General features: G+C 40.2%; 22 protein-coding genes. 14 read left to right on the top strand and 8 right to left on the bottom strand.

The window, feature by feature from the left end; translation table 11 throughout:
- The first annotated feature begins 16 nt into the window (after positions 1–16).
- Positions 17–664 (top strand): CAP domain-containing protein, encoded by a 648-nt coding sequence (locus ACYQ03_RS14665; protein WP_459910666.1) that lies wholly within the window; start codon positions 17–19, stop codon positions 662–664.
- 122 nt (positions 665–786) lie between these two features.
- Here ACYQ03_RS14665 and ACYQ03_RS14660 read toward each other — a convergent pair whose 3' ends face one another.
- The 4 genes from ACYQ03_RS14660 to ACYQ03_RS14645 all read right to left on the bottom strand — a co-directional run bounded on the left by ACYQ03_RS14660 (position 787) and on the right by ACYQ03_RS14645 (position 3,494).
- The gene (locus ACYQ03_RS14660; RefSeq protein ID WP_459910665.1) at positions 787–936 is read right to left on the bottom strand and encodes a hypothetical protein; all 150 of its coding nucleotides are present in this window, start codon (positions 934–936) and stop codon (positions 787–789) included.
- Between the two features lie 221 nt (positions 937–1,157).
- Positions 1,158–1,949, bottom strand: a complete 792-nt coding sequence (gene ehuA, locus ACYQ03_RS14655) for an ectoine/hydroxyectoine ABC transporter ATP-binding protein EhuA (protein ID WP_459910664.1) — start codon at positions 1,947–1,949, stop codon at positions 1,158–1,160.
- A gap of 12 nt (positions 1,950–1,961) precedes the next feature.
- Positions 1,962–2,633 carry an amino acid ABC transporter permease gene (locus ACYQ03_RS14650; protein ID WP_459910663.1) on the bottom strand — a complete coding sequence of 224 codons (672 nt, stop codon included), beginning with the start codon at positions 2,631–2,633 and terminating at the stop codon, positions 1,962–1,964.
- Between the two features lie 24 nt (positions 2,634–2,657).
- Entirely contained in the window at positions 2,658–3,494 is an 837-nt protein-coding gene (locus tag ACYQ03_RS14645) for an amino acid ABC transporter substrate-binding protein (protein WP_459910662.1), read from the bottom strand.
- A gap of 327 nt (positions 3,495–3,821) precedes the next feature.
- Between ACYQ03_RS14645 and ACYQ03_RS14640 the strand changes: the two genes are divergently transcribed.
- Positions 3,822–5,489 carry a Na/Pi cotransporter family protein gene (locus tag ACYQ03_RS14640; protein WP_459910661.1) on the top strand — a complete coding sequence of 556 codons (1,668 nt, stop codon included), beginning with the start codon at positions 3,822–3,824 and terminating at the stop codon, positions 5,487–5,489.
- 65 nt (positions 5,490–5,554) lie between these two features.
- Here the strand turns inward: ACYQ03_RS14640 and thrC are convergent, their stop codons facing one another.
- Positions 5,555–7,054, bottom strand: a complete 1,500-nt coding sequence (gene thrC / locus ACYQ03_RS14635; RefSeq protein WP_459910660.1) for a threonine synthase — start codon at positions 7,052–7,054, stop codon at positions 5,555–5,557.
- Positions 7,055–7,214: 160 nt separating this feature from the next.
- Here thrC and ACYQ03_RS14630 point away from each other — a divergent pair, with 160 nt between their 5' ends.
- From ACYQ03_RS14630 to ACYQ03_RS14595, 8 genes are all read left to right on the top strand, one after another.
- Positions 7,215–7,466, top strand: a complete 252-nt coding sequence (locus ACYQ03_RS14630) for a hypothetical protein (RefSeq protein ID WP_459910659.1) — start codon at positions 7,215–7,217, stop codon at positions 7,464–7,466.
- An 83-nt stretch (positions 7,467–7,549) separates the two neighbouring features.
- Complete coding sequence (locus ACYQ03_RS14625) at positions 7,550–7,837, top strand: hypothetical protein (protein ID WP_459910658.1); 288 nt, start codon at positions 7,550–7,552, stop codon at positions 7,835–7,837.
- A gap of 227 nt (positions 7,838–8,064) precedes the next feature.
- Positions 8,065–8,625 (top strand): hypothetical protein, encoded by a 561-nt coding sequence (locus tag ACYQ03_RS14620; RefSeq protein ID WP_459910657.1) that lies wholly within the window; start codon positions 8,065–8,067, stop codon positions 8,623–8,625.
- A gap of 15 nt (positions 8,626–8,640) precedes the next feature.
- A complete protein-coding gene (locus ACYQ03_RS14615; RefSeq protein WP_459910656.1) occupies positions 8,641–9,459 on the top strand; it encodes a class I SAM-dependent methyltransferase in 819 nt (272 codons plus the stop codon).
- A gap of 98 nt (positions 9,460–9,557) precedes the next feature.
- The gene (gene gmd / locus ACYQ03_RS14610) at positions 9,558–10,646 is read left to right on the top strand and encodes a GDP-mannose 4,6-dehydratase (protein WP_459910655.1); all 1,089 of its coding nucleotides are present in this window, start codon (positions 9,558–9,560) and stop codon (positions 10,644–10,646) included.
- Positions 10,639–11,571 (top strand): GDP-L-fucose synthase, encoded by a 933-nt coding sequence (fcl, locus tag ACYQ03_RS14605; RefSeq protein ID WP_459910654.1) that lies wholly within the window; start codon positions 10,639–10,641, stop codon positions 11,569–11,571. The genes gmd and fcl overlap by 8 nt, the downstream gene beginning before the upstream one ends.
- Positions 11,572–11,676: 105 nt before the next feature.
- A complete protein-coding gene (locus ACYQ03_RS14600; protein WP_459910653.1) occupies positions 11,677–13,065 on the top strand; it encodes a mannose-1-phosphate guanylyltransferase/mannose-6-phosphate isomerase in 1,389 nt (462 codons plus the stop codon).
- Between the two features lie 12 nt (positions 13,066–13,077).
- Positions 13,078–14,454, top strand: coding sequence for a phosphomannomutase/phosphoglucomutase (locus ACYQ03_RS14595; protein WP_459910652.1), 1,377 nt, complete (start codon positions 13,078–13,080; stop codon positions 14,452–14,454).
- 152 nt (positions 14,455–14,606) lie between these two features.
- Here the strand turns inward: ACYQ03_RS14595 and ACYQ03_RS14590 are convergent, their stop codons facing one another.
- On the bottom strand, positions 14,607–15,716 hold the full coding sequence (locus ACYQ03_RS14590) for a glycosyltransferase (RefSeq protein WP_459910651.1): 1,110 nt from the start codon (positions 15,714–15,716) through the stop codon (positions 14,607–14,609).
- 219 nt (positions 15,717–15,935) lie between these two features.
- Here ACYQ03_RS14590 and galE point away from each other — a divergent pair, with 219 nt between their 5' ends.
- From galE to ACYQ03_RS14570, 4 genes are read left to right on the top strand one after another with little or no spacing between them, the layout of a single operon-like run.
- Entirely contained in the window at positions 15,936–16,922 is a 987-nt protein-coding gene (gene galE / locus ACYQ03_RS14585; protein ID WP_459910650.1) for a UDP-glucose 4-epimerase GalE, read from the top strand.
- A 32-nt stretch (positions 16,923–16,954) separates the two neighbouring features.
- Complete coding sequence (locus ACYQ03_RS14580) at positions 16,955–19,036, top strand: glycosyltransferase family 2 protein (protein ID WP_459910649.1); 2,082 nt, start codon at positions 16,955–16,957, stop codon at positions 19,034–19,036.
- Between the two features lie 15 nt (positions 19,037–19,051).
- On the top strand, positions 19,052–19,915 hold the full coding sequence (locus tag ACYQ03_RS14575; RefSeq protein ID WP_459910648.1) for a hypothetical protein: 864 nt from the start codon (positions 19,052–19,054) through the stop codon (positions 19,913–19,915).
- A 24-nt stretch (positions 19,916–19,939) separates the two neighbouring features.
- Positions 19,940–20,803 carry an exostosin domain-containing protein gene (locus tag ACYQ03_RS14570; RefSeq protein WP_459910647.1) on the top strand — a complete coding sequence of 288 codons (864 nt, stop codon included), beginning with the start codon at positions 19,940–19,942 and terminating at the stop codon, positions 20,801–20,803.
- A gap of 49 nt (positions 20,804–20,852) precedes the next feature.
- On the opposite strand, the gene ACYQ03_RS14565 is transcribed toward ACYQ03_RS14570, so the two are convergent.
- Together ACYQ03_RS14565 and ACYQ03_RS14560 are read right to left on the bottom strand one after the other, a co-directional pair.
- A complete protein-coding gene (locus ACYQ03_RS14565) occupies positions 20,853–21,791 on the bottom strand; it encodes a UDP-glucuronic acid decarboxylase family protein (protein ID WP_459910646.1) in 939 nt (312 codons plus the stop codon).
- The gene (locus ACYQ03_RS14560) at positions 21,781–23,121 is read right to left on the bottom strand and encodes a UDP-glucose dehydrogenase family protein (protein WP_459910645.1); all 1,341 of its coding nucleotides are present in this window, start codon (positions 23,119–23,121) and stop codon (positions 21,781–21,783) included. Before ACYQ03_RS14560 ends, ACYQ03_RS14565 begins: the two co-directional genes overlap by 11 nt.
- Positions 23,122–23,222: the final 101 nt, after the last annotated feature.

Genomic DNA, 23,222 nt, shown 5'->3' with positions numbered 1-23,222 from the left:
TGAAAGGAGTAAAATAATGAAAAAAATTCTAAAAGCGTTCACAGGACTCACAGTGGGAGCCTTTGCTATGTTAGTAGCAATGACTATGCCAGGTGCTGGTACTGCAGAAGCCTACACTTCATACAACTATACCAGTAAAAGTAATTACACCAGCTACAACAATTATAGTGGTTATAACTACAGCAATTATCAAAAACCACAAACAACTCAGCCTGCACCAGTACAACAGACACCTACAACTACTCAACCAACTACACAACCTACTACTCAACAAATGAATGTAAGTGTTGAAGATGAACAGGCTATGTTAAATCTTATTAATAAAGAACGTGTTGCTGCTGGACTGAAGCCCTTGGCTTATGATGCCAAGCTTACTGAACTGGCAAGAATGAAGGCACAGGATATGATTACCAATAATTACTTTAGCCATACTTCTCCTACCTATGGTTCTCCCTTTGATATGATGAAGAAATATGGTGTAGTATACCATTATGCTGGGGAAAACTTGGCGGGAGCAGCAGATGTTAATACTGCCCATGTGAATCTCATGAACTCCCCCGGACACAAAGCCAATATTCTAAAAGCAGAATATACCAAAGTAGGTATTGGTGTTGTAAAGGGTGGAAAATACAGTAAGATCTTTGTACAGTTATTTAACGGCTAAATTCTAGATACTATCAAACAATGCGACAGCGGGGACGGTTCTCGCTGTCGCATTGTTTATAAAAAAACTATGCAAGAATAGGATTAAAACAAAGGGCCAGGGTATTCCTGGCCTTTTTCTGTTTAGGATCTCTTTGTAGTTGTTTTAGTAGTAGTAGTTGTTGTTGCAGTTCTGTTAGCCTTGGGGGTTGTAACTTGTGAAGTCACGCCCAGTTCGGAACCCATTTCTTGCATATACTTGGAGCTAGCTTGTTTGTTCATCTTTGATTTCATAATGTAACCTCCTTGTATAATTATATTTGGTTCCCATAATAATTTACCCGGTAAAAGCAGAATTATAGCCTGAATTATATGTGAAAAATGACAAATTATTAAGTCTAATAATTTATAATGCGACACTGGGGACGGTTCTCGCTGTCGCATTTTTTACCTAGGTTATAAGATTTTTTGCGACAGGAAGAACCGTCCCCAGTGTCGCACATGAAAAAAGCACCCTATCCTACTTGTGGATAGGGTGCTTTTTCATAACCCCTTATTACACTACTTAGAAACTCTTTGGTTCTTGGATGACGTGGTGTTGAGAAAATTTGCTCTGGGCTACCCATCTCTACAATTTTTCCTTCATCCATAAAGATAACCCGGTCTGCAACTTCACGGGCAAAGGCCATTTCATGTGTTACGATGAGCATGGTCATTCCTTCAGTAACCAATTTTTTAATAACTGAGAGAACTTCACCAACCAACTCTGGGTCTAGGGCACTGGTAGGTTCATCAAAGAGCATTAATTTAGGCTGCATAGCCAGTGCTCTAGCGATAGCAACCCTTTGTTGTTGACCGCCTGAAAGTTGGCTTGGGAAGTTTTCCGCTTTATTTGCTAAGCCTACCTTACCCAGAAGTTCAAGGGCTAGGTCACGGGCTTCTGGCTTTGATTTACCCAGTACCGTTAAAGGACCTTCCATGACATTGTTTAGGGCAGTCATATGAGGAAACAGGTTAAATCTTTGAAAAACCATGCCCATCTGGCTACGTAGTCTACATAAGTCCTTTCCCTTAACAGGCACCATTTTACCATCTGAGGTTTGATTAAAACCAACTGGTTGATCCTCGAAGAGAATGTTACCGCTGTTGATAGATTCTAGGTGGTTTAGGCAACGTAGAAAGGTACTTTTTCCGGAACCGCTGGGCCCAATGATGACTACAACTTCACCTTTTTTGACTTCCAGGTTAATTCCCTTTAGTACTTTCAGTTTACCAAACTCTTTGGTAATGTTTTGTACCTTAATCATTTTGTACCCCTCCTAATTACCCTCAGAAACCGCCAATATTTTCTCTAGACGGTTTACCACCATGGTAAAGAATGTTGTCATTATTAAATAAAGAAGTCCCGCAGTAACATAGATCTCTATTGGACGGAAAGTTGCATTTTGAAGTAGGTTGGCCGCCCTTAATAATTCAGTCATACAGATTACGGAAACCAGTGCACTGTCTTTCATTAGTGTTATAAATTCGTTTCCCATGGGAGGTAGCAGTCTTTTATATGCTTGGGGCAATATTACCCGTCGCATCGCCTGCGTGTAGGTCATTCCCATGGAGAGGGCGGCTTCCATCTGCCCTTTATCAATGGACTGAATACCAGCACGAATAATCTCGGCGATGTAAGCACCACCACAAATGGACATGCCGATTACTGCCACGGTAAACTCATTTAGAGTAAGTCCCATAAATGGTAGACCGTAATATAAAAACATTAATTGAAGGAGAAGGGGGATACCCCGGATAACCCAGGTGTATAGCCCCCCAAACCACTTTAAAATCTTAAAGCTAGATATTTTGGCCAGGGCGACAAGCAAGCCAATTAGAGTCCCAAAGGTAATGGCAAAAAAAGTTAATTTAATTGTCATTACGGCACCTAGTAATAAATTGGGAAGAATTTTTATGACGAAGTCTATGTCCAGTGGGCCTAAATACATGTTGTCACCAACCTAACCAGTTTTTTATTCAGCCGGAACGGTAATATCTCTGTTAAACCATTTCATAGAAATTTCGGTTAGAGTACCGTCTTTTTTCATTTCATCGAGAACCTTATCAATCTCTGCTTTTAGTTCGGGATCAGATTTACGAATACCGATGGCCAATGGTTCTTTAGTAAGCTGTTCTCCGACAATTTCAAAGGTATCAGTACGCTTACTGATGTAGTAGCTGGCTGTAATGCGGTCACAGACAACTACTGGGATACGGCCAATTTGCAAATCTGTGAAGGCTTCAGGGTAAGTTTTATAGAGTTTAACTTCTTTAGTACCTTCAATTTTTTTAGCAGCTTCTTCACCAGAACTACCTGCCTGGGTTCCCACAACTTGATCCTTTAGATCTGCCGCAGTGTTGAAACCAGTTGCTCCTTTTTTAACAACCATTATCTGACCGTCACCAACATAGGGAACAGAGAAATTTATTGATTTTTGACGTTCTTCTGTAACGGTCATACCTGAAAGAATGATATCAAAGCGTTTGGATTCCAAGGCCATAATAACCCCATCCCACTGGGTAGGCTGCCATTCAATTTTAATACCTAAGCGCTTAGCAATTTCTTCACCCATATCAATATCAAAGCCGACCAATTTATTATTTTCATCGCGATATCCCATTGGAGCAAAGGTGTCATCCAAACCAGCCACGATTACACCCTTTTCTTTAATCTGCTCAAAGGTGTTTTTCTCTGTTTGTGCTGCAGGTTCCTGATTTGTGGCCTGTTCTTTCTCGCCACCGCCACAGCCTACTGCTACCAGAGCTAAGGCTAGGACCATAATTAAAAACCATAAACTCCTCTTTTTCACAGCAATAATCTCCTCCCATTATGTATTAAATAGTTCTACTACTTTGATATTTTAACTAACTAAAGCAAAAAGGTCAATATGGATTACTTAAATAGAAAATAAATATATCAGATAGCTGTTAGTCATTAGCTATTAGCATTTAGGCAAAAGTCATACTCTAAAAGACTCACATGCCGCTGACGTACTATTCAAGAATGAAAAAAGTGTCCTTACGTATTTACCTATTTTTTAGAAGCTAAGGTAAATAACACTTGTATTAATTATATATATTACATATTCTTATGTATATTAATATTTAACCTGTGATTCGAAGTAGAGGTGATGGTAATGCAATGGCAAAATTCATTGCTTAATATGATTGGTGGAGTCGGGTTATTGTTGTATGGTATGTCTTTGATGAAAGATAACCTACAAAAAGTTGCAGGAAAACGGTTTCGTGATATTTTAACTTTACTCACTAAGAACAGGTTAGTTGGTTTAGGATTAGGTGCCTTTATTACTTTGCTCTTTCAAAGCAGCACAGCCACCACTGTGCTACTAATCGGATTAACTAGTGCATCTATATTAACACTTCGTGAAACTCTGGCAGTGGTTTTAGGGGCAGACATTGGTAGCACTATTACGGCTCAACTGATTGCACTTAAAGCAACTGAAATAGCGTTGCCGGTGATCTTTCTAGGATCATTTATTTTTCTGTTTTCCAAAACTAATCGAAGAAAACGTATGGCCTTGGTCCTAGTAGGTTTTGGCATTTTGTTTTTAGGGCTAAAGATGATGGCTGATACCATGTACCCTTTAAAGAATGATCCCTCCGTTGGGAGAATTCTGACGCAAATTAGTAGTAACCCCTTGTTGGATATACTTGTGGCTGCTGTCTTTACTTTTTTAATTTCCAGCAGTGCTGCTTCCATAGGTATTATCATGCTCTTAGCAATGCAGCACATGATAGAAATAAGGCCAGCCATCTATATGCTCCTAGGGGCCAACATCGGAACTACTTTTACACCAATTCTTTCTAGTATAGGTTCATCCCGTGAATCACAAAGGGTGGCAATGGCCCATTTTCTTTTTAAAACTATGGGAGTACTATTGGCCTTTCCAATGGTAGATTATATAGTTGAATTTATCAAACAGGTAACTAATTCACCAGGTTTCCAAGTTGCCCATACCCATACCCTATTTAATATAGTCTTGGCCCTTTTGTTTTTGCCCATTATTAAACATGTGGCTCATTTTTTAGAGATACTACTACCAAATAAAAAGGATCCTGCCGGTGAGTTAAAACCTAAATATCTGGATGAAAACTTGCTAACTAGTCCCGATCTTGCTATGGGAATGGCAACTAAGGAAATTATTGTTATATCAGATTATATTCATGAGATGGTAAAATCAACAGCCACCTTGTTTGCCAATTATAATCAAGATAAGGCAGATAAAATCCTTGAAAAAGAGGAAAAGGTAGATTTGTTGTCCATTGCTACTAATCAATATCTTACAAAACTTTTAAGGCATAGGTTGACAAAAGATGAGTTCAAACGGGCAATGGGTTTGATAACTATTATTAGGGAATATGAGTTTGTTGGTGATGTGGTAGAAAGTAATATGCTTGGTAAAGCTGAGAATATGAATATTCGTAATCAAAGTTTTTCCGCTGAGGGCTTGCGAGAAATACAAACCCTAAATGATCGAATAGTTTATCTATTACATTTAGTCAATACATCCTTTGCCACCAACAATTGTGTCTTGGCCGAACAGTCAAAGGCCCTCTATGAAGAAATTGTAGATTTACTATTTCGCATGCAGATGAGTCATATTATTAGATTAAAGGAAGGAGCCCGTGAAACAGAAGAAACTACCTTTGCTCATATGGAATTAATCAACTGCTACGGTCGAATTAGTGAACATTTAAAAAATATAGTTATGGTTTTGACAGATGATTTACCCTACCTTTGGCAGCAGGAAAACATGCAGTTAGAGGTTCCAGTTAGCAATTAGTCATTAGCAATTAGCAAAAACAAATAAAAATCCCCCAGCAGGACTTGATGCTGGGGGATTTATCTTTAACCAAGTAAAATTTCTTTGACTGCCTTACCAATTTCATCTTTACCAATAACCCTTTGGTGCAGCACTTTAAGGTGATTCAAATCCCTTAGGCCTTCGGGAATAGGCCAGTTTGTATAGAAAGATAATTCTTTCAGTAATTCAAACTCACTTTTTTCTGCTACTATTTTCTCATCAAGGATCGCTTGTGCTACGCTGCCGTTAAACTTAAAGGGGCTGGCAGTGGATACAACCACGGTATAGGAATTATCGCCAGTGGTATTCCTGTATTTTTCCAGGACATTCATAGCCACTGCAGTATGGGTGTCCATTAAATAATTAAGATCACCCCAAACCTTTTGAATGGTTTGAAGAGTTTCTTCATTCGTGGCAAAGTCAGACCAGAAATGCTCTTGAATAAAACCCACTAGCTCTGCATCAACAGTATAGGACCCATTATTCTTTAGTTCAGTCATCCATTGGCTGATTTTTTCAGCTTGGTGACCGGTCAATTCAGCTAACAAACGTTCCAAATTGCTGGAAATTAATATATCCATGGAAGGTGAATTTGTTTTATAAAATTCACGATTACGGCTATAGGTACCGGTTTTAATAAAATCTGTTAGAACATTATTGGCGTTAGAGGCACAAATCAATCGATTTATCGGTAATCCCATCAATTTAGCGTAATAGCCAGCCAAGATATTGCCAAAGTTGCCAGTGGGTACCACAAAATTAATGGATTGACCGTTTTTTACCCGACCGTCCTTAACAAGATCTGCATAGGCAGAGAAATAATAAACGATTTGTGGAACCAGGCGACCCCAGTTGATGGAGTTGGCTGAAGAAAGTTGAAAATTATTTTTGGCCAGTAGGGCAGAAAAAACTTCATCACTAAATACTTCCTTAACCCCGCTTTGGGCATCATCGAAATTACCTTGTACTCCCACAACCTGAACATTTTTTCCTACTTGTGTGACCATCTGCAATCTTTGAACTTCGCTAACACCTTTTTCTGGGAAAAAGACAATTATTTTTGTACCCGGAACATCTGCAAAACCTTCCAGGGCGGCTTTACCTGTATCACCTGAGGTAGCAACCAGAATAACAATTTCAGAAGTTTCACCTGTCTTAGTAAGGGATCGCACTAGAAATTGGGGTAGAATTTGTAGGGCCATATCTTTAAAGGCACAGGTTGGTCCATGCCAGAGCTCAAGTACTGCCAAGTTCCTAGTCAATTGTTTAACCGGTGCAACCTCCAGGGATGAAAATTTTCCACCACCATAGGCCTTTGCTACACAATCTGTTATTTCTGCTTCATTAAAATCAGTTAGGAAGTATTTTAATATGTAGGCAGCCCTTTCAAGATAGGATAATGAGCATAGGTTTTCAATTTCTGCAGAACTCAAATAGATTTTTTCAGTGGGTATAAATAAACCACCGTCAGGGGCGATTCCTTTTTTAATTGCTTCAGCAGCTGTAACAATGGGTGATTGACCACGTGTGCTTTCGTATCTCATACATTTGCCTCCTACCAGTGTACATGGTTAATTATATCATACATTAAACACTAAAATAATCACCAAGTAAAGATGCTTTATTCACAGGAACAGTATTTTCACATTTTTTATATACATTTAGGGAAAATAACAATAGCAATTTCTGAAAGAGGGTGTTTCAATGGTAGCTCAAAGAAATCAAGAAAAGAAAATTACCAAAGCCTATCGAGATGAGGCTGGCACTATATATGGTTTTGAGATTAATGGGAACACAAGAATAAAGTATAAATATGCTGTAGAAAAAGGGAGGAAAGGGGAACTGGTAGGCATAAACCTATATCCCGAATTGGTTAATGATATTACGAGAGAACATAAAATAACGGGATTTTGGAACAAATTATTGTGGTATGTACGAAAAAGAATTAAAAAATAATTTCTAATCCGATCCATTCTTCTTGTATAATACGTCTATAGTTATAATATTTGTCCATTCAGAATGAGAAGGGAAGATAAAAGTTGATTAGTTTTTTAAAAGCACTCATTGAAAAGATAAAGGCTAAACTACAGAGGCGTTATGAAAAGAGAATGATCAAAGAAATTTCCGAAAATATGACCCCCGTCAGTGGGACTATTGTTTTCATTGAACCCTTTAAGAAGGGTAAGTTTAAGTATAAGATTCTGGTGAAGGCCGGAGCCAATCAGACTGTTATGCTTAAAGTAAAGAACAAGATCAGACTTAAACAGGGTGATCGAGTACACGGATACTACGATAAAGATCGAATTGCACTCATTGAAGTTGCATAGTTATTAATTAATAGCAAAGTGGAGCTATTGCACAAAAACCTAATGGTTCTAGTGCAATAGCTCCATTTTTTTATTCTCTGGGTCTGATAGTGGTGGTACAAAATACCAAGATCCAGGCTCATGCTTGATGGGTCAAATATTGGAAATGTCCTAGCAGTCACCTATTTTCTATCTTTCAATAGAATATAACAGGAGTTCTATTATGCTTTCCCTGGGAGGTGATTATTTTGAGAGGAACAATTGACGATATCTGGGACGCCATTGAAGAGGTTGTGGATGAAAATATTGATATACTCTTGGAAAATGTTAACGATGAAGAACAAGCTGAACCAGTGGAGGAGTTAATGCCCGAGGAAGAAATACAACAGGATGATTTAAATTCAGATGAAATGGATTCAACTAAAGAAAACTTAAGTCGAGAAAACCCTGAACAATTAGACTACTGGATGCAGGAGTTTGAAAACATGTTAAAGGGCTATAGTCCCAGCCCAAAAACAATGGAGAAATTCAGCAAATCCAGCAAAATCGCTATATCTAGTAAGTCTAACAAGGGTATTTCACCCCTGTTACTTGGCTGTGGGGGAATCTTTTTACTGGGTTTGCTAACAAGCGCTGCAGTTTTAGTCAAAATAAAACGTAGCAATCGGAGACTATCTACAATGCCTGTACCTCAGGCTATTGAGGTAGAGAAAATACCCATAGAGGAACCACCACCGGAAGTGAAAAACATTCCTAAAGCAGAAAAGTGGCCATTTATACGATTACCAGGTCTTTTCCCTCAATACTAAACCGGAGGTTTCTTTATGATTAATGGACAAATCATTGCCTTGGACTATCCAGTCAATCCTGTGCCCCGGTATGGATTTGGTAAGGCACCTCATCCGGAATTGACAAAGATTCTTGAGCAAAATAGTGCCCTCTATGAGGAGAATTTATTAAAATTTTTGCAGTTCAGGGAAGATTATATAGAAATTCCCGTAGGTCAAAATACAGAGCATTTGGCTCAACCAGCGTGGTATAACGGGTGGTTGCCGGGTTTGGACTCTGTTGCTCTTTATGGATTTCTGGCCATAAACCAGCCAAAACGTTATTTCGAAATTGGTTCTGGTAACTCTACAAAATTTGCCCGTAGAGCCATAATTGATCACAATCTAATTACTCAAATTACTTCCTTTGACCCTCAGCCTAGGGCAGAAATCGATACTATCTGTGACAGGGTAATTCGACAACCAGTGGAGGAAGTAGAGCTGACAATTTTTCAAGAACTGGAAGCAGGGGATATTCTTTTTGTTGATCATTCACACCGCTCTTTTATGAACTCTGATGCAACAGTTGTTTTTCTTGAGATCCTACCGAGGCTAAAGCCGGGTGTTTTGGTGGAATTTCACGATATTTTACTTCCCTTCGATTATCCACCGGAGTGGGGTAACAGATTTTATAATGAGCAGTATTTACTTGCCTGTTACCTACTGGCTGAAGGTAAAAAATTTGAGATTATCCTGCCCAATTTCTTTATCAGCCGACACTACCATTTAAGTAAGGTGCTTTCTCCGCTATGGAATGCACCGGAAATGAAGGGTGTAGAAACCCACGGTGGGTCTTTTTGGATAAGAATGCAGTAGGGCTGTTGGCCATTAGCTTTTAGTTTTGACCTTAATGGGCTAACAACTAATAGCTAATGGCTAATGGCTATAAATTTGGTTAAAAGAGGAGCTAGAGAATGAACAAGACAGCCTTGATAACTGGCATAACCGGTCAAGATGGAGCGTATCTGGCTGAATTTTTACTAAAAAAGGGTTATGTAGTACACGGGATAAAGAGAAGGTCTTCGCTTTTTAACACCACCAGGGTGGATCACCTTTATAAGGACCCCTACGAGGAAAATGTTAAGTTCTTTATGCACTATGGAGATCTCACGGACTCAACCAATTTAATTAGGATTATTAAAGAAGTGCAACCGGATGAAATATACAACCTAGCTGCCCAGAGCCATGTTAAGGTATCCTTTGAAACTCCGGAATACACCGCAAACGCCGATGCCTTGGGAACACTGCGGTTGCTAGAAGCCCTTCGTATTTTTCAACTTAGCGATAAAACTAGGTTTTATCAAGCATCCACCAGTGAGTTATATGGCAAGGTGCAGGAAATCCCCCAAAGTGAAACCACTCCCTTTTACCCCCGCAGTCCCTATGCAGCTGCCAAATTGTATTCCTACTGGATTACAGTAAATTATCGGGAGGCCTATGGGCTTTTTGCCTGCAATGGCATTTTATTTAATCATGAGTCTCCTATTCGTGGGGAAACCTTTGTTACCAGAAAGATTACCCGGGCCGTGGCCAGAATTAAACTAGGACTACAGGAAAAAATCCATTTAGGAAACTTGAATGCCAAAAGGGATTGGGGACATGCTAGAGACTATGTCAAAGCCATGTGGCTGATACTGCAGCAAGATCAACCAGATGACTATGTTATCGCCACGGGTGAAACCCACTCTGTACGGGAATTTGTAGAGCTGGCCTTCCAGGAAGTAGGGATAAATATCCAGTGGCAGGGTGAGGGCTTATTAGAAAAGGGATTTGACAAAGCCACAGGTAAGATTTTGGTAGAAGTGGAACCTCGCTACTTCCGGCCAACTGAAGTGGATATATTGCTAGGAAATCCGGCTAAGGCAAAAAGTAAACTAGGTTGGCAGCCTTCTGTTAATTTTAACCAGTTAGTGAGAGAGATGGTGGCCTACGATTTAAAAGAAACTGAACGCGACTTATTTTGCCAAAAAGAAGGTTTTAAGGTGAATCAGTATTATGAATAAAGATGCTAAAATCTACATTGCAGGACATAGAGGTTTAGTGGGCTCCGCCATAAAAAGAAAACTAGAACAAAATGGCTACCAAAGGCTTGTATACCGCACCAGCAAGGAATTAGACCTACGTAACCAACAGGCAGTGGAGGATTTCTTTCAGACAGAAAACCCTGAGTATGTTTTTCTGGCTGCGGCCAAAGTAGGAGGTATCCATGCTAATAATAGCTACCCGGCCAATTTTATTTATGACAACCTCATTATGCAAACTAACGTCATTCATGCTGCCTTCCGCCATGGCGTAAAAAAGTTGCTTTTTCTAGGTAGTTCCTGTATTTACCCGAAGTTTGCGCCTCAACCCATGAAGGAAGATGACCTCCTTACAGGGATTTTAGAACCCACCAACGAATCCTATGCCATTGCTAAAATTGCAGGAATAAAAATGTGTCAAGCCTATAATCGGCAGTATGGCACAAATTTTATCTGTGCTATGCCTACAAATTTGTATGGACCCTATGACAATTTTGACTTAGAAAACTCCCATGTAGTACCAGCACTATTACGCAAATTTCACGAAGCTAAGGTGCAGATCAAGGCCACTGTTACAGTTTGGGGGACCGGTAAGCCCAAGAGAGAATTTCTTCACGTTAATGATCTAGCAGATGCTTGTCATTTTCTTATGCAGCACTATCAAGATAATGAAATTATCAATATAGGCACCGGTAAGGAACTTAGTATTAGAGAATTGGCCCAAATGGTTAAAGAAGTTGTGAACTATCAAGGGGAAATTGTTTTTGATACCTCGATGCCGGATGGTACGCCAAGAAAACTGCTGGAAGTTTTCAAGATTAACCGCTTGGGCTGGCAGTCAAAGATATCCCTAAAAGAAGGAATAAAGCAAACCTATCAATGGTACATTTCCCAAATGAATTTCTAAAGCTGTGCGGATTATTCGTACAGCTTTTATTCTTTTCACCCATTGCCATCCCTTTACATAGTTTAAAGAATAGGAATTTAAGCTATTGATATGGAGGCAGGAAATGTGAAGACCATTATTCTAGCCGGTGGAACCGGTACCCGGTTGTGGCCCTTAAGTCGCACCCATTACCCAAAACAATTTCTCAAGCTAAAGGGAATGGGTAAATCTATTTTTCAAATGACCTTTGAAAGATGCCTAAAACTTTCAGCCCCACACCACATTTTCATTGTCACCAATGATGATTATAAATTTTTAGTTTCGGGGCAAATCGAAGAATTGGGTTACCAGGTCAAGGAAGGACAAATACTTATAGAACCAGTGGGAAAGAATACCTTGCCAGCCATCTATTTTGGGGTTAAGGAGATTCAAAAACAGGATGAAGATATTGTTGTTGTGTTACCTTCTGATCATCTGATTGAAGATGAAGAGAGTTTTATCAGGACCATAAAGAAAGGTATGAAGTTAGCTGAGGAATTCATTATTACCTTCGGTGTTTACCCCTCAAAGCCCTATACAGGCTATGGCTATATTAAACCAAAACAACCACTGAGCATTGGCTATCAAGTGGACCAATTTAAGGAAAAACCTGACATAGAAACGGCAAAAAACTATATTGAGATGGGGTACTTTTGGAACAGTGGCATTTTTATGTTTGAAACCAAACTATTTTGCCAGGAAGTATCCCAACACTATCTGGAGATCCATCAAGCCTTTAATAATAAAGACATTGAGGAAATTTACGAGCAAGTTCCAGCCATATCAATTGATCATGGCTTAATGGAAAAATCCCAAAAAGTAGCGGTGATTCCCATGGATGTTCAGTGGAATGATCTAGGTAGCTTTGATAGTTTTTATGATCACTTTCCAACGGATAAGAGGGGTAACCTCTATTTTGAAGATGAAATATTAGTGGATGCCCAAAACAACTTGATTTATACCGATGGAGATAAAGCAGTGGCACTAATAGGGGTAAAAGATTTAATTATTGTTGATCAAAGGGATGCTATGCTGATCTGTCAAAGGGATCAGTCGCAAAGGGTGAAGGAAATTGTAGATATTTTAAAAAGAGAAAATAACCCCACTGCGGATTTTCACCTAACAACTTACAGACCTTGGGGCTCCTACACAATTTTAGAAGAAGGTTTATTTTATAAAATAAAACGCATAACTGTTCTTCCTGGTAAAAAACTTAGCTATCAAATGCATCATCACCGCAGCGAGCACTGGGTAGTGGTAAAGGGTACTGCAAAAGTAACTATAGAAGGTGTAGAAAATATTATTCGCAGCGGTGAAAGTACCTTCGTTCAAACTGGTTACAAACATAGATTAGAAAACCCCGGAAAAGTACTCCTGGAAGTAATCGAGGTGCAGTTGGGGGAATATTTAGCGGAAGATGATATTGTAAGATTAAGAGATGATTTTGGTCGTTTAAATGAGAAATCGGATCAATAGAGGTGTTTTGTAGTGACAAAAATAAAAGTTAATCCCTTTATTTTCCGTGAATATGATATCCGGGGCAAAGCCAATAGTGATTTCCCCGATAAAACAGTAGAATTATTGGGATTAAGCCTAGGAACATATTTCCAACAAAGGGCTGAGAGAGATGTGGTAGTTTGTCATGATAACCGTGCCAGTTCTCCTAGGCTAAATTTAGCTTTAAATAAGGGATTATTAGCATCTGGTTGTAATGTTATTGATATTGGCGAGAACCCTACGCCAGTTAGTTATTTTGCCCTCAAAAACCTAGGGAAGACAGCGGGCGTGATGATTACCGGAAGCCATAATCCACCGGAAGATAACGGCTTTAAGATTTCTTCCGGTGGCAATACCATCTATGGTGAAGAAATTCAAAAGATCAAAGGAATTATGGAGGCAGGCCCGTATACCAAGGGTCTTAGCCAGTTGGTTAGTCAGCGGATAAAGGAATCCTATGTCAGGTATATTGCAGACCAGATCAAGCTAAAGCGTCCCCTTAAGCTAGTAGTGGACGCCGGTAACGGCACCACTGGATCCCTGGCCCTGGATCTTTATCGAAGATTAGGCTGCCAAGTGATTGGCTTGTACTGTGAATCGGACAACACCTTTCCTGTCCATCATCCGGACCCAACTGTGCCTGAGAATTTACGTGATTTACAACAGTTAGTTTTACAAGAAAGATACGATCTGGGTCTGGCCTTTGATGGAGATGGAGACCGGCTGGGTGTGGTGGATGAAAGGGGTAACATTATCTGGGGAGATATTCTACAAATTCTTTTTTGGCGGGAGATTTTGCCTCAAAATCCTGGTACTCCGGTAATTGTAGAGGTCAAATGCAGTCAAGCTTTGGTGGAAGAGGCGAAGCGTTTAGGTGGCAAGCCTTTCTTTTATAAAACCGGACACTCATTAATAAAAGCCAAAATGAAAGAAGTGGGGGCATTATTTACGGGTGAGATGAGTGGTCATTTATTCTTTGCAGATGAATACTTTGGCTATGATGATGCTCTTTATGCGGGGGCAAGACTGCTAAGACTGATCAGTCAGTCGAAACAATCCCTCAGCCAACTACTCAGTGATATTCCTAACTATGTATCAACTCCAGAAATTCGCATGGTATGTCCAGACAATGTAAAAAAGGAATTAATACAACAGGTAAAATTGAAAATGGTTAATGAAGGTTATAAGGTAATTGATGTAGATGGAGTTAGGGTACTCCTGCCAGATGGTTGGGGACTTCTAAGATGTTCCAATACCCAACCGGTGGTGGTAATGCGTGCAGAAGCAAGGGATGAACAATCCCTGGACCACATTGTAAAGTTACTCAAGTCAGCCTTTCATGAAACCCTAGCTAAATTCGTTTGCTAATAAGCCCTCTCAAATTAAACAGTCTAAAGGCTGATGTCGTATATTAAAAGTAGGGAACGACACGGGGGGCGTTCCCTACAACCTATAAGAGAAACTAAGGTTTGCACCAAAGTCTCTTGTGCCCTTTAGGGTAGGTCGCAAGCCAAGTTTTTCTAAGAAAACTTAGTCCAGGAACCATTAATATAGCTTAGTCCTTTGACCCAACCAATGGCCTTTAAGTTATCCAATGGTTCCTCGTACTTTGGGTTCATCTGTAATGCCCTGAGAAAGTTTTCATAGGCCTTATTTAGATTCCCTTGCAAGGCATAGCTTTCTCCCAGGTAATTTATTGTCACTGCATCTTGTACAGGGTAAGACTCTAAATTAGAAATGGCCTCCCCATAGTTTCCGGCAAGCATATGACCGATGGCATAAACAAATTTTTCATTGGTAGAGTTTATTAATTGACCAGCTTCGTAATACCACCTTTGACAATCATGAACCATTCCCCGGCGCAATAAAAAAAGGGCAATAATGGCTTTGGCTCTAGCCTGGTTGTTGGTATTATCACCTTTCTCCCAATTTAATTCTGGAATAAGTTTCTCAAGACTATGACTGTCTAAATACTTTTGTACATGTAAAAATAAAGTGGCATAATCTTTGGTATGTGACAAACTATCTGCATGGCGACGGTAAAGTAACAAAGGTTGAGGGACATGAACAGTGGCCCAACTTGTAGTGGTACGGAAAACCATATCTGTATCGTTGCCCAAGCGCAATGTCGTATCGTATTGGAAGCCTTGTAATACTTCACGCCTTACCATCATGCTGGGATTGTTAAAAGGGGTTCCGTGCTTAAGGAAAAAACGGGGTAAACGTACAGGTTCAATATTTTCAGATGACCAGTAACCTAAGGGCTCATTAAACTCATTTATCAATAGAAAATCTGAATGAACAAACCCAATAGAAGAGATTGTAAAATGACGTTTTAAAACCTCCAAACGCATAGGCAGAGAAATATCATCTGCATCCTGAAAGGTGACATAATCTCCACTAATATGTTTCAGTGCAGTATTTCTTGCCACAGCTTCTCCACCATTGTCTTGTTTTAGATAGATAATTCGAGGGTCTTTGATGGATAAAATAATATTCTCGCTTTTATCGGTGGAACCATCATTTACAATAACTAATTCCAGATCCTTTTCCGTCTGGTTCAATATGCTTTCTATGGATTTTTTTATATACTTCTCTGCATTATAGACTGGCATCATCACACTGATCATTCTTGATTAATCCCCCTTATTAAACATCTTTGTTAAATCCTATGAAAACATGGAAAAAAAATAACCTTTATGTGGTTTTATAACGATAACCGTCAACTAATCACTGAATATCACATATGTTATCTATGAAAAATAATCTTTGCCATCAACTTTAGGAGTCTTGGACGTGCGCTTGTCGCTAGGGGGCTAAGGGCTAATGGCAATTTTAGGGGGGGTAGAATGAACATACTGGTGTGCGGTGGGGCGGGTTACATAGGAAGCCATACTGTTCGGAAACTACAAAGGTCCGGCTATGAAGTGTTAGTACTGGATAATCTTAGTCGAGGTCATAGGCTTTCCATTGGGCAAAGTCCTTTAATTGTGGCCGATATTAATGAACCATTGACTTTGCAGCAAATATTTAATGAGAAAAAGATTGATGCGGTTATGCATTTTGCTGCCCATAGCCAGGTGGGAGAATCAGTTGAACACCCGGATATTTACTATCGGAATAATGTAGCCGGAACACTCAATGTTTTGGATGCAATGCTTCGGGCTGGGGTGGAGACTTTTATTTTTTCTTCTACAGCAGCAGTTTATGGGGAACCTCATTCCATACCCGTTACTGAGGACCACCCTACGATTCCCATAAACCCCTATGGTAACAGCAAATTGGTTGTGGAGGATATGCTGCACTGGTTTAATCGCGCCTTTGGTTTAAAATATGTTTCCCTGCGTTACTTCAATGCTGCCGGTGCTGATTCAATCGGTGATATTGGTGAAGATCATAGCCCGGAAACACACTTAATACCTCTGGTACTGCAGACGGCCCTGGGCCAGTTGCCCATGATGCAAGTGTTTGGCTCGGACTATCCCACACCTGACGGAACTTGTATTCGCGATTATATTCATGTTAACGATTTAGCAAATGCCCACCTATTGGCACTAGAATACCTCATGGACGGCGGTGCTAGCACTGTGTTTAATCTAGGAAACAGCAAAGGGTTTTCTATTTTGGAAGTAATCAAAATGGCGGAGACTGTTACTAACAGTAACATTAAGTACAAGATGGTTCCCCGGCGTCCTGGGGATCCAGCAGTGTTGGTGGCCTCTTCAGAAAAAATTCAAAGAGTACTAGGCTGGCAACCACAACTTAATCAACTGGAGGATATTTTAAAAACAGCATGGTTGTGGCACAAATCCAATCCAAGGGGATATAAACAGTGAACTGACAGTACATGGAAAGGAAGAGTAAGGTTATGAATAAAAGTGTAGAAAATCAGGCAGCAGTAAAACTCTACCTTGATCAGGTTTTGCAAGAAATAAGGGCCTTTGAGGATTCAATGCCAGCGGGAAGTAATCAAGTAGAACTTAATACCCTCTTGTCCATCATGCAAAGTTTAACCAGATTTACTGTAACACTAAGGGAATTAAAGAAAGAGGGACTATTTTCACAATTAACTCGCCAAGAACTTTTTAATCCGGTAGCAGATATAATGGAAAGCCTTAATCAGGGGGATTTCAACCAAGCATCACAAATAGTATTGACCAGAGTAAAGCCTTTACTAATAGCATGGCAGCCAATGTTTATACAAAACAAGATTGTTGGTGTGATTTTTAGCAAAGATAGGGCGATGCAGTTGGATGCCACCCTACGTTCCTTCTATTTGCATTGTCAGGATCTACAAAGGGTGGAACTTAACGTTATCTATCTGACATCAAATGACCAGTACCAAGAACAATATCAAACATTAATACAAGAATACCCAGAGGTTGTATTCATACAGGAGACACACTTTAAAGAACAACTACTAAAATTAGTAAAACCCCAAGATTATATCCTGTTCCTGGTGGATGATAATCTCTTTGTGAGAAATTTTTCTCTTCAGCAATTTATTGATTGTTTAGAAGACTATCCCGATGCTTTAGGTTACTCTCTCCGCTTAGGTTGGAATTCAGTATATTGCTATACCTATAATTGCCCCCAAAGAGTGCCTAATTTTCAGGAAATTCAAGACAAAGTTCTTCTTTATGACTGGATCGCGGCTGACCATGATTTTGCCTATTCCCTGGAGATTTCCAGTTCTCTTTATCGTACTTCAGATTTATTTCCTCTGTTGCAGATGCTCCCCTTTAACAATCCCAATACCTTGGAAGCACTACTGGTTACCCAAAGACAGAAGTTTAGAAATAAAAACAAATTACTATGCTCCCAATATAGTTTGACTTTTTGTAATCCCATCAATAAGGTACAGCAAGTATTTGAAAATAGAGTAGGTAATTTATTTTCCTATTCAGTTGAGGAGTTAAGCAAATTATTTGATGATGGTTACCGTGTGGATGTTGAAAAGTACAAGGGCTATTTGCCTATGGCCTGCCATGAAGAAGTTAAATTATTTTTCACCAGGAATGAAGGGGCTGAGACTACGGAACAGACTTCTGCCACAGTGTCCTCGGTCAAGATAGGCGTAGTAAAGGTAGAAGAAACAACTGCTAAACAAGCTGCCCAAGCAATTAGCTTTTTCATACCAGCCTTCAATTGTGAAAGAACCCTGGAAGAAGCTGTTCAATCCATATTAAACGATAATATATCTTATGGCGATGAGATTATCATTGTCAACGACGGTTCCAGTGATGGCACCGAGGAACTAATAGATCGTTTGGCAGCTCGTTATTCTTATATTCGTAAGATTAATCACCCACGTAATAAAGGTGGTGCAGCAGCCAGAAATACTGCAGTGGAACATGCCAGAAATAATCTTCTTTTTTGCTTGGATGCCGATAATATCTTAGTACCAGACACTATTCCTAAATTAAAGAACTTTATGTTAGAGAACCATGCAGATGTGGCTGTACTTGGGGAAGTTCATTATTTTCAAACTGCGCCGGATCAGGTAACCCATAAATGGATCTTTACCCCTAAAACAACCTTGGCAGATTGTCTAAGCAGCAATATTGTACCTGGATCCAGTGGTAACTATCTATTTACCCGTGAGAGCTGGCTTAAGGCGGGGGGGTATCCAGAGTATGCTGATGCTAATGATACTTGGGGCTTTGCCTTCCGTCAGCTTGCAGCTGGAGCCAACATGCTTTCTATGTCGGATAGCCATTACTATCATCGTTATGGTCATAACTCCTATTGGATTCGGGAATCAAGAAAAGGGAAAATGGCTTTGGTGGTCCTTCAGATTCTGTTGCCTTATCTAGATTTAATAGAAGATGAAGATGTTGATTATATCATGGGCAGGGAAGGGCGTTTGGTTTGGTATTATCATTTGAGCACACGTCCCCTCCGACTGAAATCCGGTGTAGTAGGGAGTGGAGGAAAGGTTATTTATTAAGAAAGGAAGAGTATTTTGGCTGAAAAAAAGGCTATTGTTACCTTAGCACTGGGAGAAAAATACGTTCATATTTGGGATCAATTGTGTAAAGAAAACTGGCAGATTTATGCGGAGAAATATGGATATGATCTAATTTGTCTGAAGCAGCCCCTAGACCAATCACCTAGGGCACAAAAAAGGTCACCTGCCTGGCAAAAGTGTCTAGTATTAAACCAACCCTGGGCCGAAAGCTATGATAGGATTGTTTGGGTAGATGCGGACATATTAATTAACGTGAATGCACCGGATATTACCCAAGGGGTTCCGCTGGAAAAGGTGGGCGTGGTGGATGAGTGGGCTTGGCCTACCCCGGAAATATACAGAAGTACTACCCATAGAAGGGCTTTTCAATATTGGACAGAGATTGGAGCCAACCCCATTATAAACCATACCCCGGAAGAGTGGTATGCCAATTACGGTTTGCCACCGAAATACAGCCAGGTTGTGCAGACTGGTGTAATGGTGATGAGCCCCAAATACCACAATGAAGTTCTTAAAATGGTTTACGACCAATATGAGGATAAACCTTATTTACTATATGAGATGAGACCCCTTTCCTTTGAGTTACTGGAAAATAACTTGGTACATTGGCTAGATATTCGCTTTAATGTGCTCTGGTTCTTTTACAAAACAGTTTACTACCCCTTCTTTTTAGCTAACCCGTTGGTACCATCAATTTTTAATCACCAAGGGCTTAAAGCATTTATGTCTAAAATATGTTTAGAAGCTGCTTATATAAATAGTTATTTTATTCACTTTGCTGGAGACAGACAGGAAATGTCTCTGCTGAATTGGCGAAATTTAGACTTTGATACCTTAAGAGGACGTTTGTATCAATAGGTTTTAATGAAAAGGGGTAAAGTTTTGAAAATTTATCTTTTGCCTGTAAATAACAAATTGCAACCGACATCCCAGCCCTTTATGTATCCACACCATAATGAAGATTACGGCGTGGAACAGGATTTTCATAGGTACTTAGCCCTGCATTCAGATATGATTGTGGAGAATCCGGATTTGGCAGATTGGCACTATCTACCCGTATACTGGACTCGCTGGCACCTTAATCATCATCATGGACGAGTAGGCTTACAGGAATTGAAGGAAGAAGTAAGCAAAGTAATGTTAAATGATGCAAAGACTTTTACCATTTGTCAGTATGATGATGGGCCTATGGTCAATTTAGGCCGTACTACGGTTTTCCTGGCCTCTCGACCGAGTAACCTAGGAGTAGATATTCCTCTGCTATGTTCCTCACATCCAATACCTGCAGAAATGCCTCCAAAACGTTACTTGGCCTCCTTTGTGGGCCTCATGTCTAACCACGTCATTAGAAAACATATGGCTCAAGTATTAAAGGGGAGAAACGATATTTACTTACATGACGGTGATCTAGGTACCCAGTTCTTCATTCATAATTTATTGGAGTCCTATATTTCCCTTTGTCCAAGGGGCTATGGTGGAAGCTCCTTCCGTTTTTTCGAGGCCATGCAACTGGGGGTTGTTCCTTTTCTCATTGGAGATCAGGACACGCGACCTTTTAAAAGATTTATCAAGTGGGAGCAGATCAGTTTATTTACCAATTCCATATCGGATATTGATGTCCTACTCAATGCCTTTGAACCTACTACTTTATTGACAATGGGGGAAAGAGCCAAAGAGGTTTGGCAAAATGATTTAACTTTTCAAAAGTGGTGTCCTTATGTGATTGAAGAACTAAAGTATCGTTAAATTTATAAATATGAAAGAGAAAACCCTGGTGCTCGCCAGGGTTTTTGTCTTAGATCATAGTCTTAAAATATTCAATTGTTTTCTTTAAACCTTCCTCCAGTTGAACTGACGGGTTCCAGTTAAGTTTTTCCGTAGCTATAGAAATATCCGGACGGCGTTGCACTGGGTCATCCTGGGGCAGTGGCCTAAAGGTAATCTTAGACTTGGAACTGGTCATCTCTATAACTTTGTTGGCTAATTCAAGTATGGTAAATTCTCCAGGGTTTCCTAAATTTACTGGTCCAGTAAAATCAGCAGATTGATCCATCATCTGCACCAATCCCATTACCAGGTCATCAACATAACAGAAAGAGCGGGTCTGTAGGCCATTGCCATAGACGGTAATATCTTGCCCGGTCAAGGCCTGCATAATAAAATTACTTACTACACGGCCATCCTGGGGATGCATTCTGGGACCATAGGTATTAAAGATGCGAACCACTTTTATATTTAAAGCATGCTGCCGATGATAATCAAAAAACAAGGTTTCGGCACAACGCTTTCCTTCATCATAACAGGATCGCAACCCGTTGGGGTTAACATTACCCCAATAATCCTCTCGCTGAGGATGGATCAAGGGGTCACCGTAAACTTCACTGGTAGAAGCTTGAAGAATCGTAGCCTTAACCCGTTTAGCCAGTCCCAACATGTTCAGGGCCCCTAAGATACTGGTTTTAGCAGTCTTGATGGAATTATATTGGTAGTGGACAGGGGAGGCGGGGCAGGCCAAATTATAGATTTGATCCACTTCCAAAAGGATTGGTTCCACCACATCATGACGAATCAACTCAAATTTGGGGTGTTTCATTAAATGCTTTACATTGTCTTTACTGCCAGTGAAGAAGTTGTCAAGACAAAGTATTTCCTCACCTTGCTTGAGCAGATACTCACACAGGTGAGAACCAATAAAGCCAGCACCGCCAGTTACCAAAATACGTTTATTTGCCATACCGATTTCTCCCCACACAGAAATATTCAAAGCCTAGTTGCTGTAGTTGCTCAGGATTATATTGATTACGTCCGTCAAAGATGATGGGTTGCCGCATTACTTGCTTCAAATCGGTAAAATTAGGCTGGCGGAATTGATGCCACTCTGTCAGTAACATCAACGAATCAACACCCTGTACGGCATCTAGCATATTACTGGAAAACTGAATCTTATCACCATGACAATAAAAAATTTTTTTAGCTTCTTCAAATGCCTCGGGGTCGAAGGCTTTGATAGTTGCTCCTCGGTTAACTAATTCATTAATAATAATAATCGAAGGTGCTTCGCGCATATCGTCAGTTTGTGGCTTAAAGGCCAAGCCCCAGATGCCAAAGACCTTATCCGAAAGATCTTCCCCCCAACGCTTGTCAATCAGTCCTAGGAGATAGCGTTTTTGACGTTCATTTACATGGTGAGCCATTTCCACCAAATTCATTGGGACTCCATGACGATGTCCACAGGTTACCAATTCCCGGACATCCTTAGGAAAACAGGAACCGCCATACCCGATGCCAGCATAAAGAAAGGGCATACCAATACGGCTGTCGGTACCAATCCCAAGGCGTACCTTTGCTACATCTCCACCCACTGCATCACAGAGGCCTGCTATTTCATTAATAAAACTAATCCGCAGAGCAAGCATAGCATTGGCAGCATATTTGGTGATTTCTGCCGACCGAATATCCATTCCTATAATTGGATTTTGATTACGTACAAAGGGTTCGTAGAGTCGTTTCATCAATTCCAGGGTTCGAACATTATCTGAACCGATGACCACCCTGTCCGGGCGAAGGAAATCTTCAATGGCAGCCCCTTCCTTAAGAAACTCAGGGTTAGAAACCACATCAACCTCCAATGATTCCATGCCCCGTGCTTTTAACTCTTGTCTAATAATACTTTTCACCAGATCCGCAGTGCCGACTGGTACAGTTGATTTATTAACAACAATAAGGTATTGATCTACGATTTTTCCAATGGCCTGGGCTACGGCCTGCACTGCTGAAAGGTCTGCGGCGCCATCCTCTTGGGGGGGAGTACCCACTGCAATAAAACAAAACAATGCATCTGACAGTCCCTCTTTTAGACTGGAGGTAAAGAAAAGGCGACCTTCTTGACTATTGCGTATAACCATTTCCTTAAGACCAGGTTCGTAAATGGGCATTACACCGGCCTTAAGTCCAGCGATTTTTTCCGTGTCTAAATCAACGCACCATACATGATTTCCCATCTCGGCAAAACAAGCTCCGGTTACCAGACCAACGTAACCGGTCCCAACAATACAAATATTCATCCTACACCTCACCCAACTTATAAATCTAGACCACTCTTTTTCATAGTATTGGGCAGGGGTTAATTTGGTTACATGTTTGCTAGTATGCTGGCATTAATGAA

The sequence above is a fragment of the Desulfotomaculum defluvii genome (genome assembly GCF_054657375.1).
Note: the sequence above shows the minus strand (reverse complement) of the source record. Positions and strands in the feature narration are given on the sequence as shown.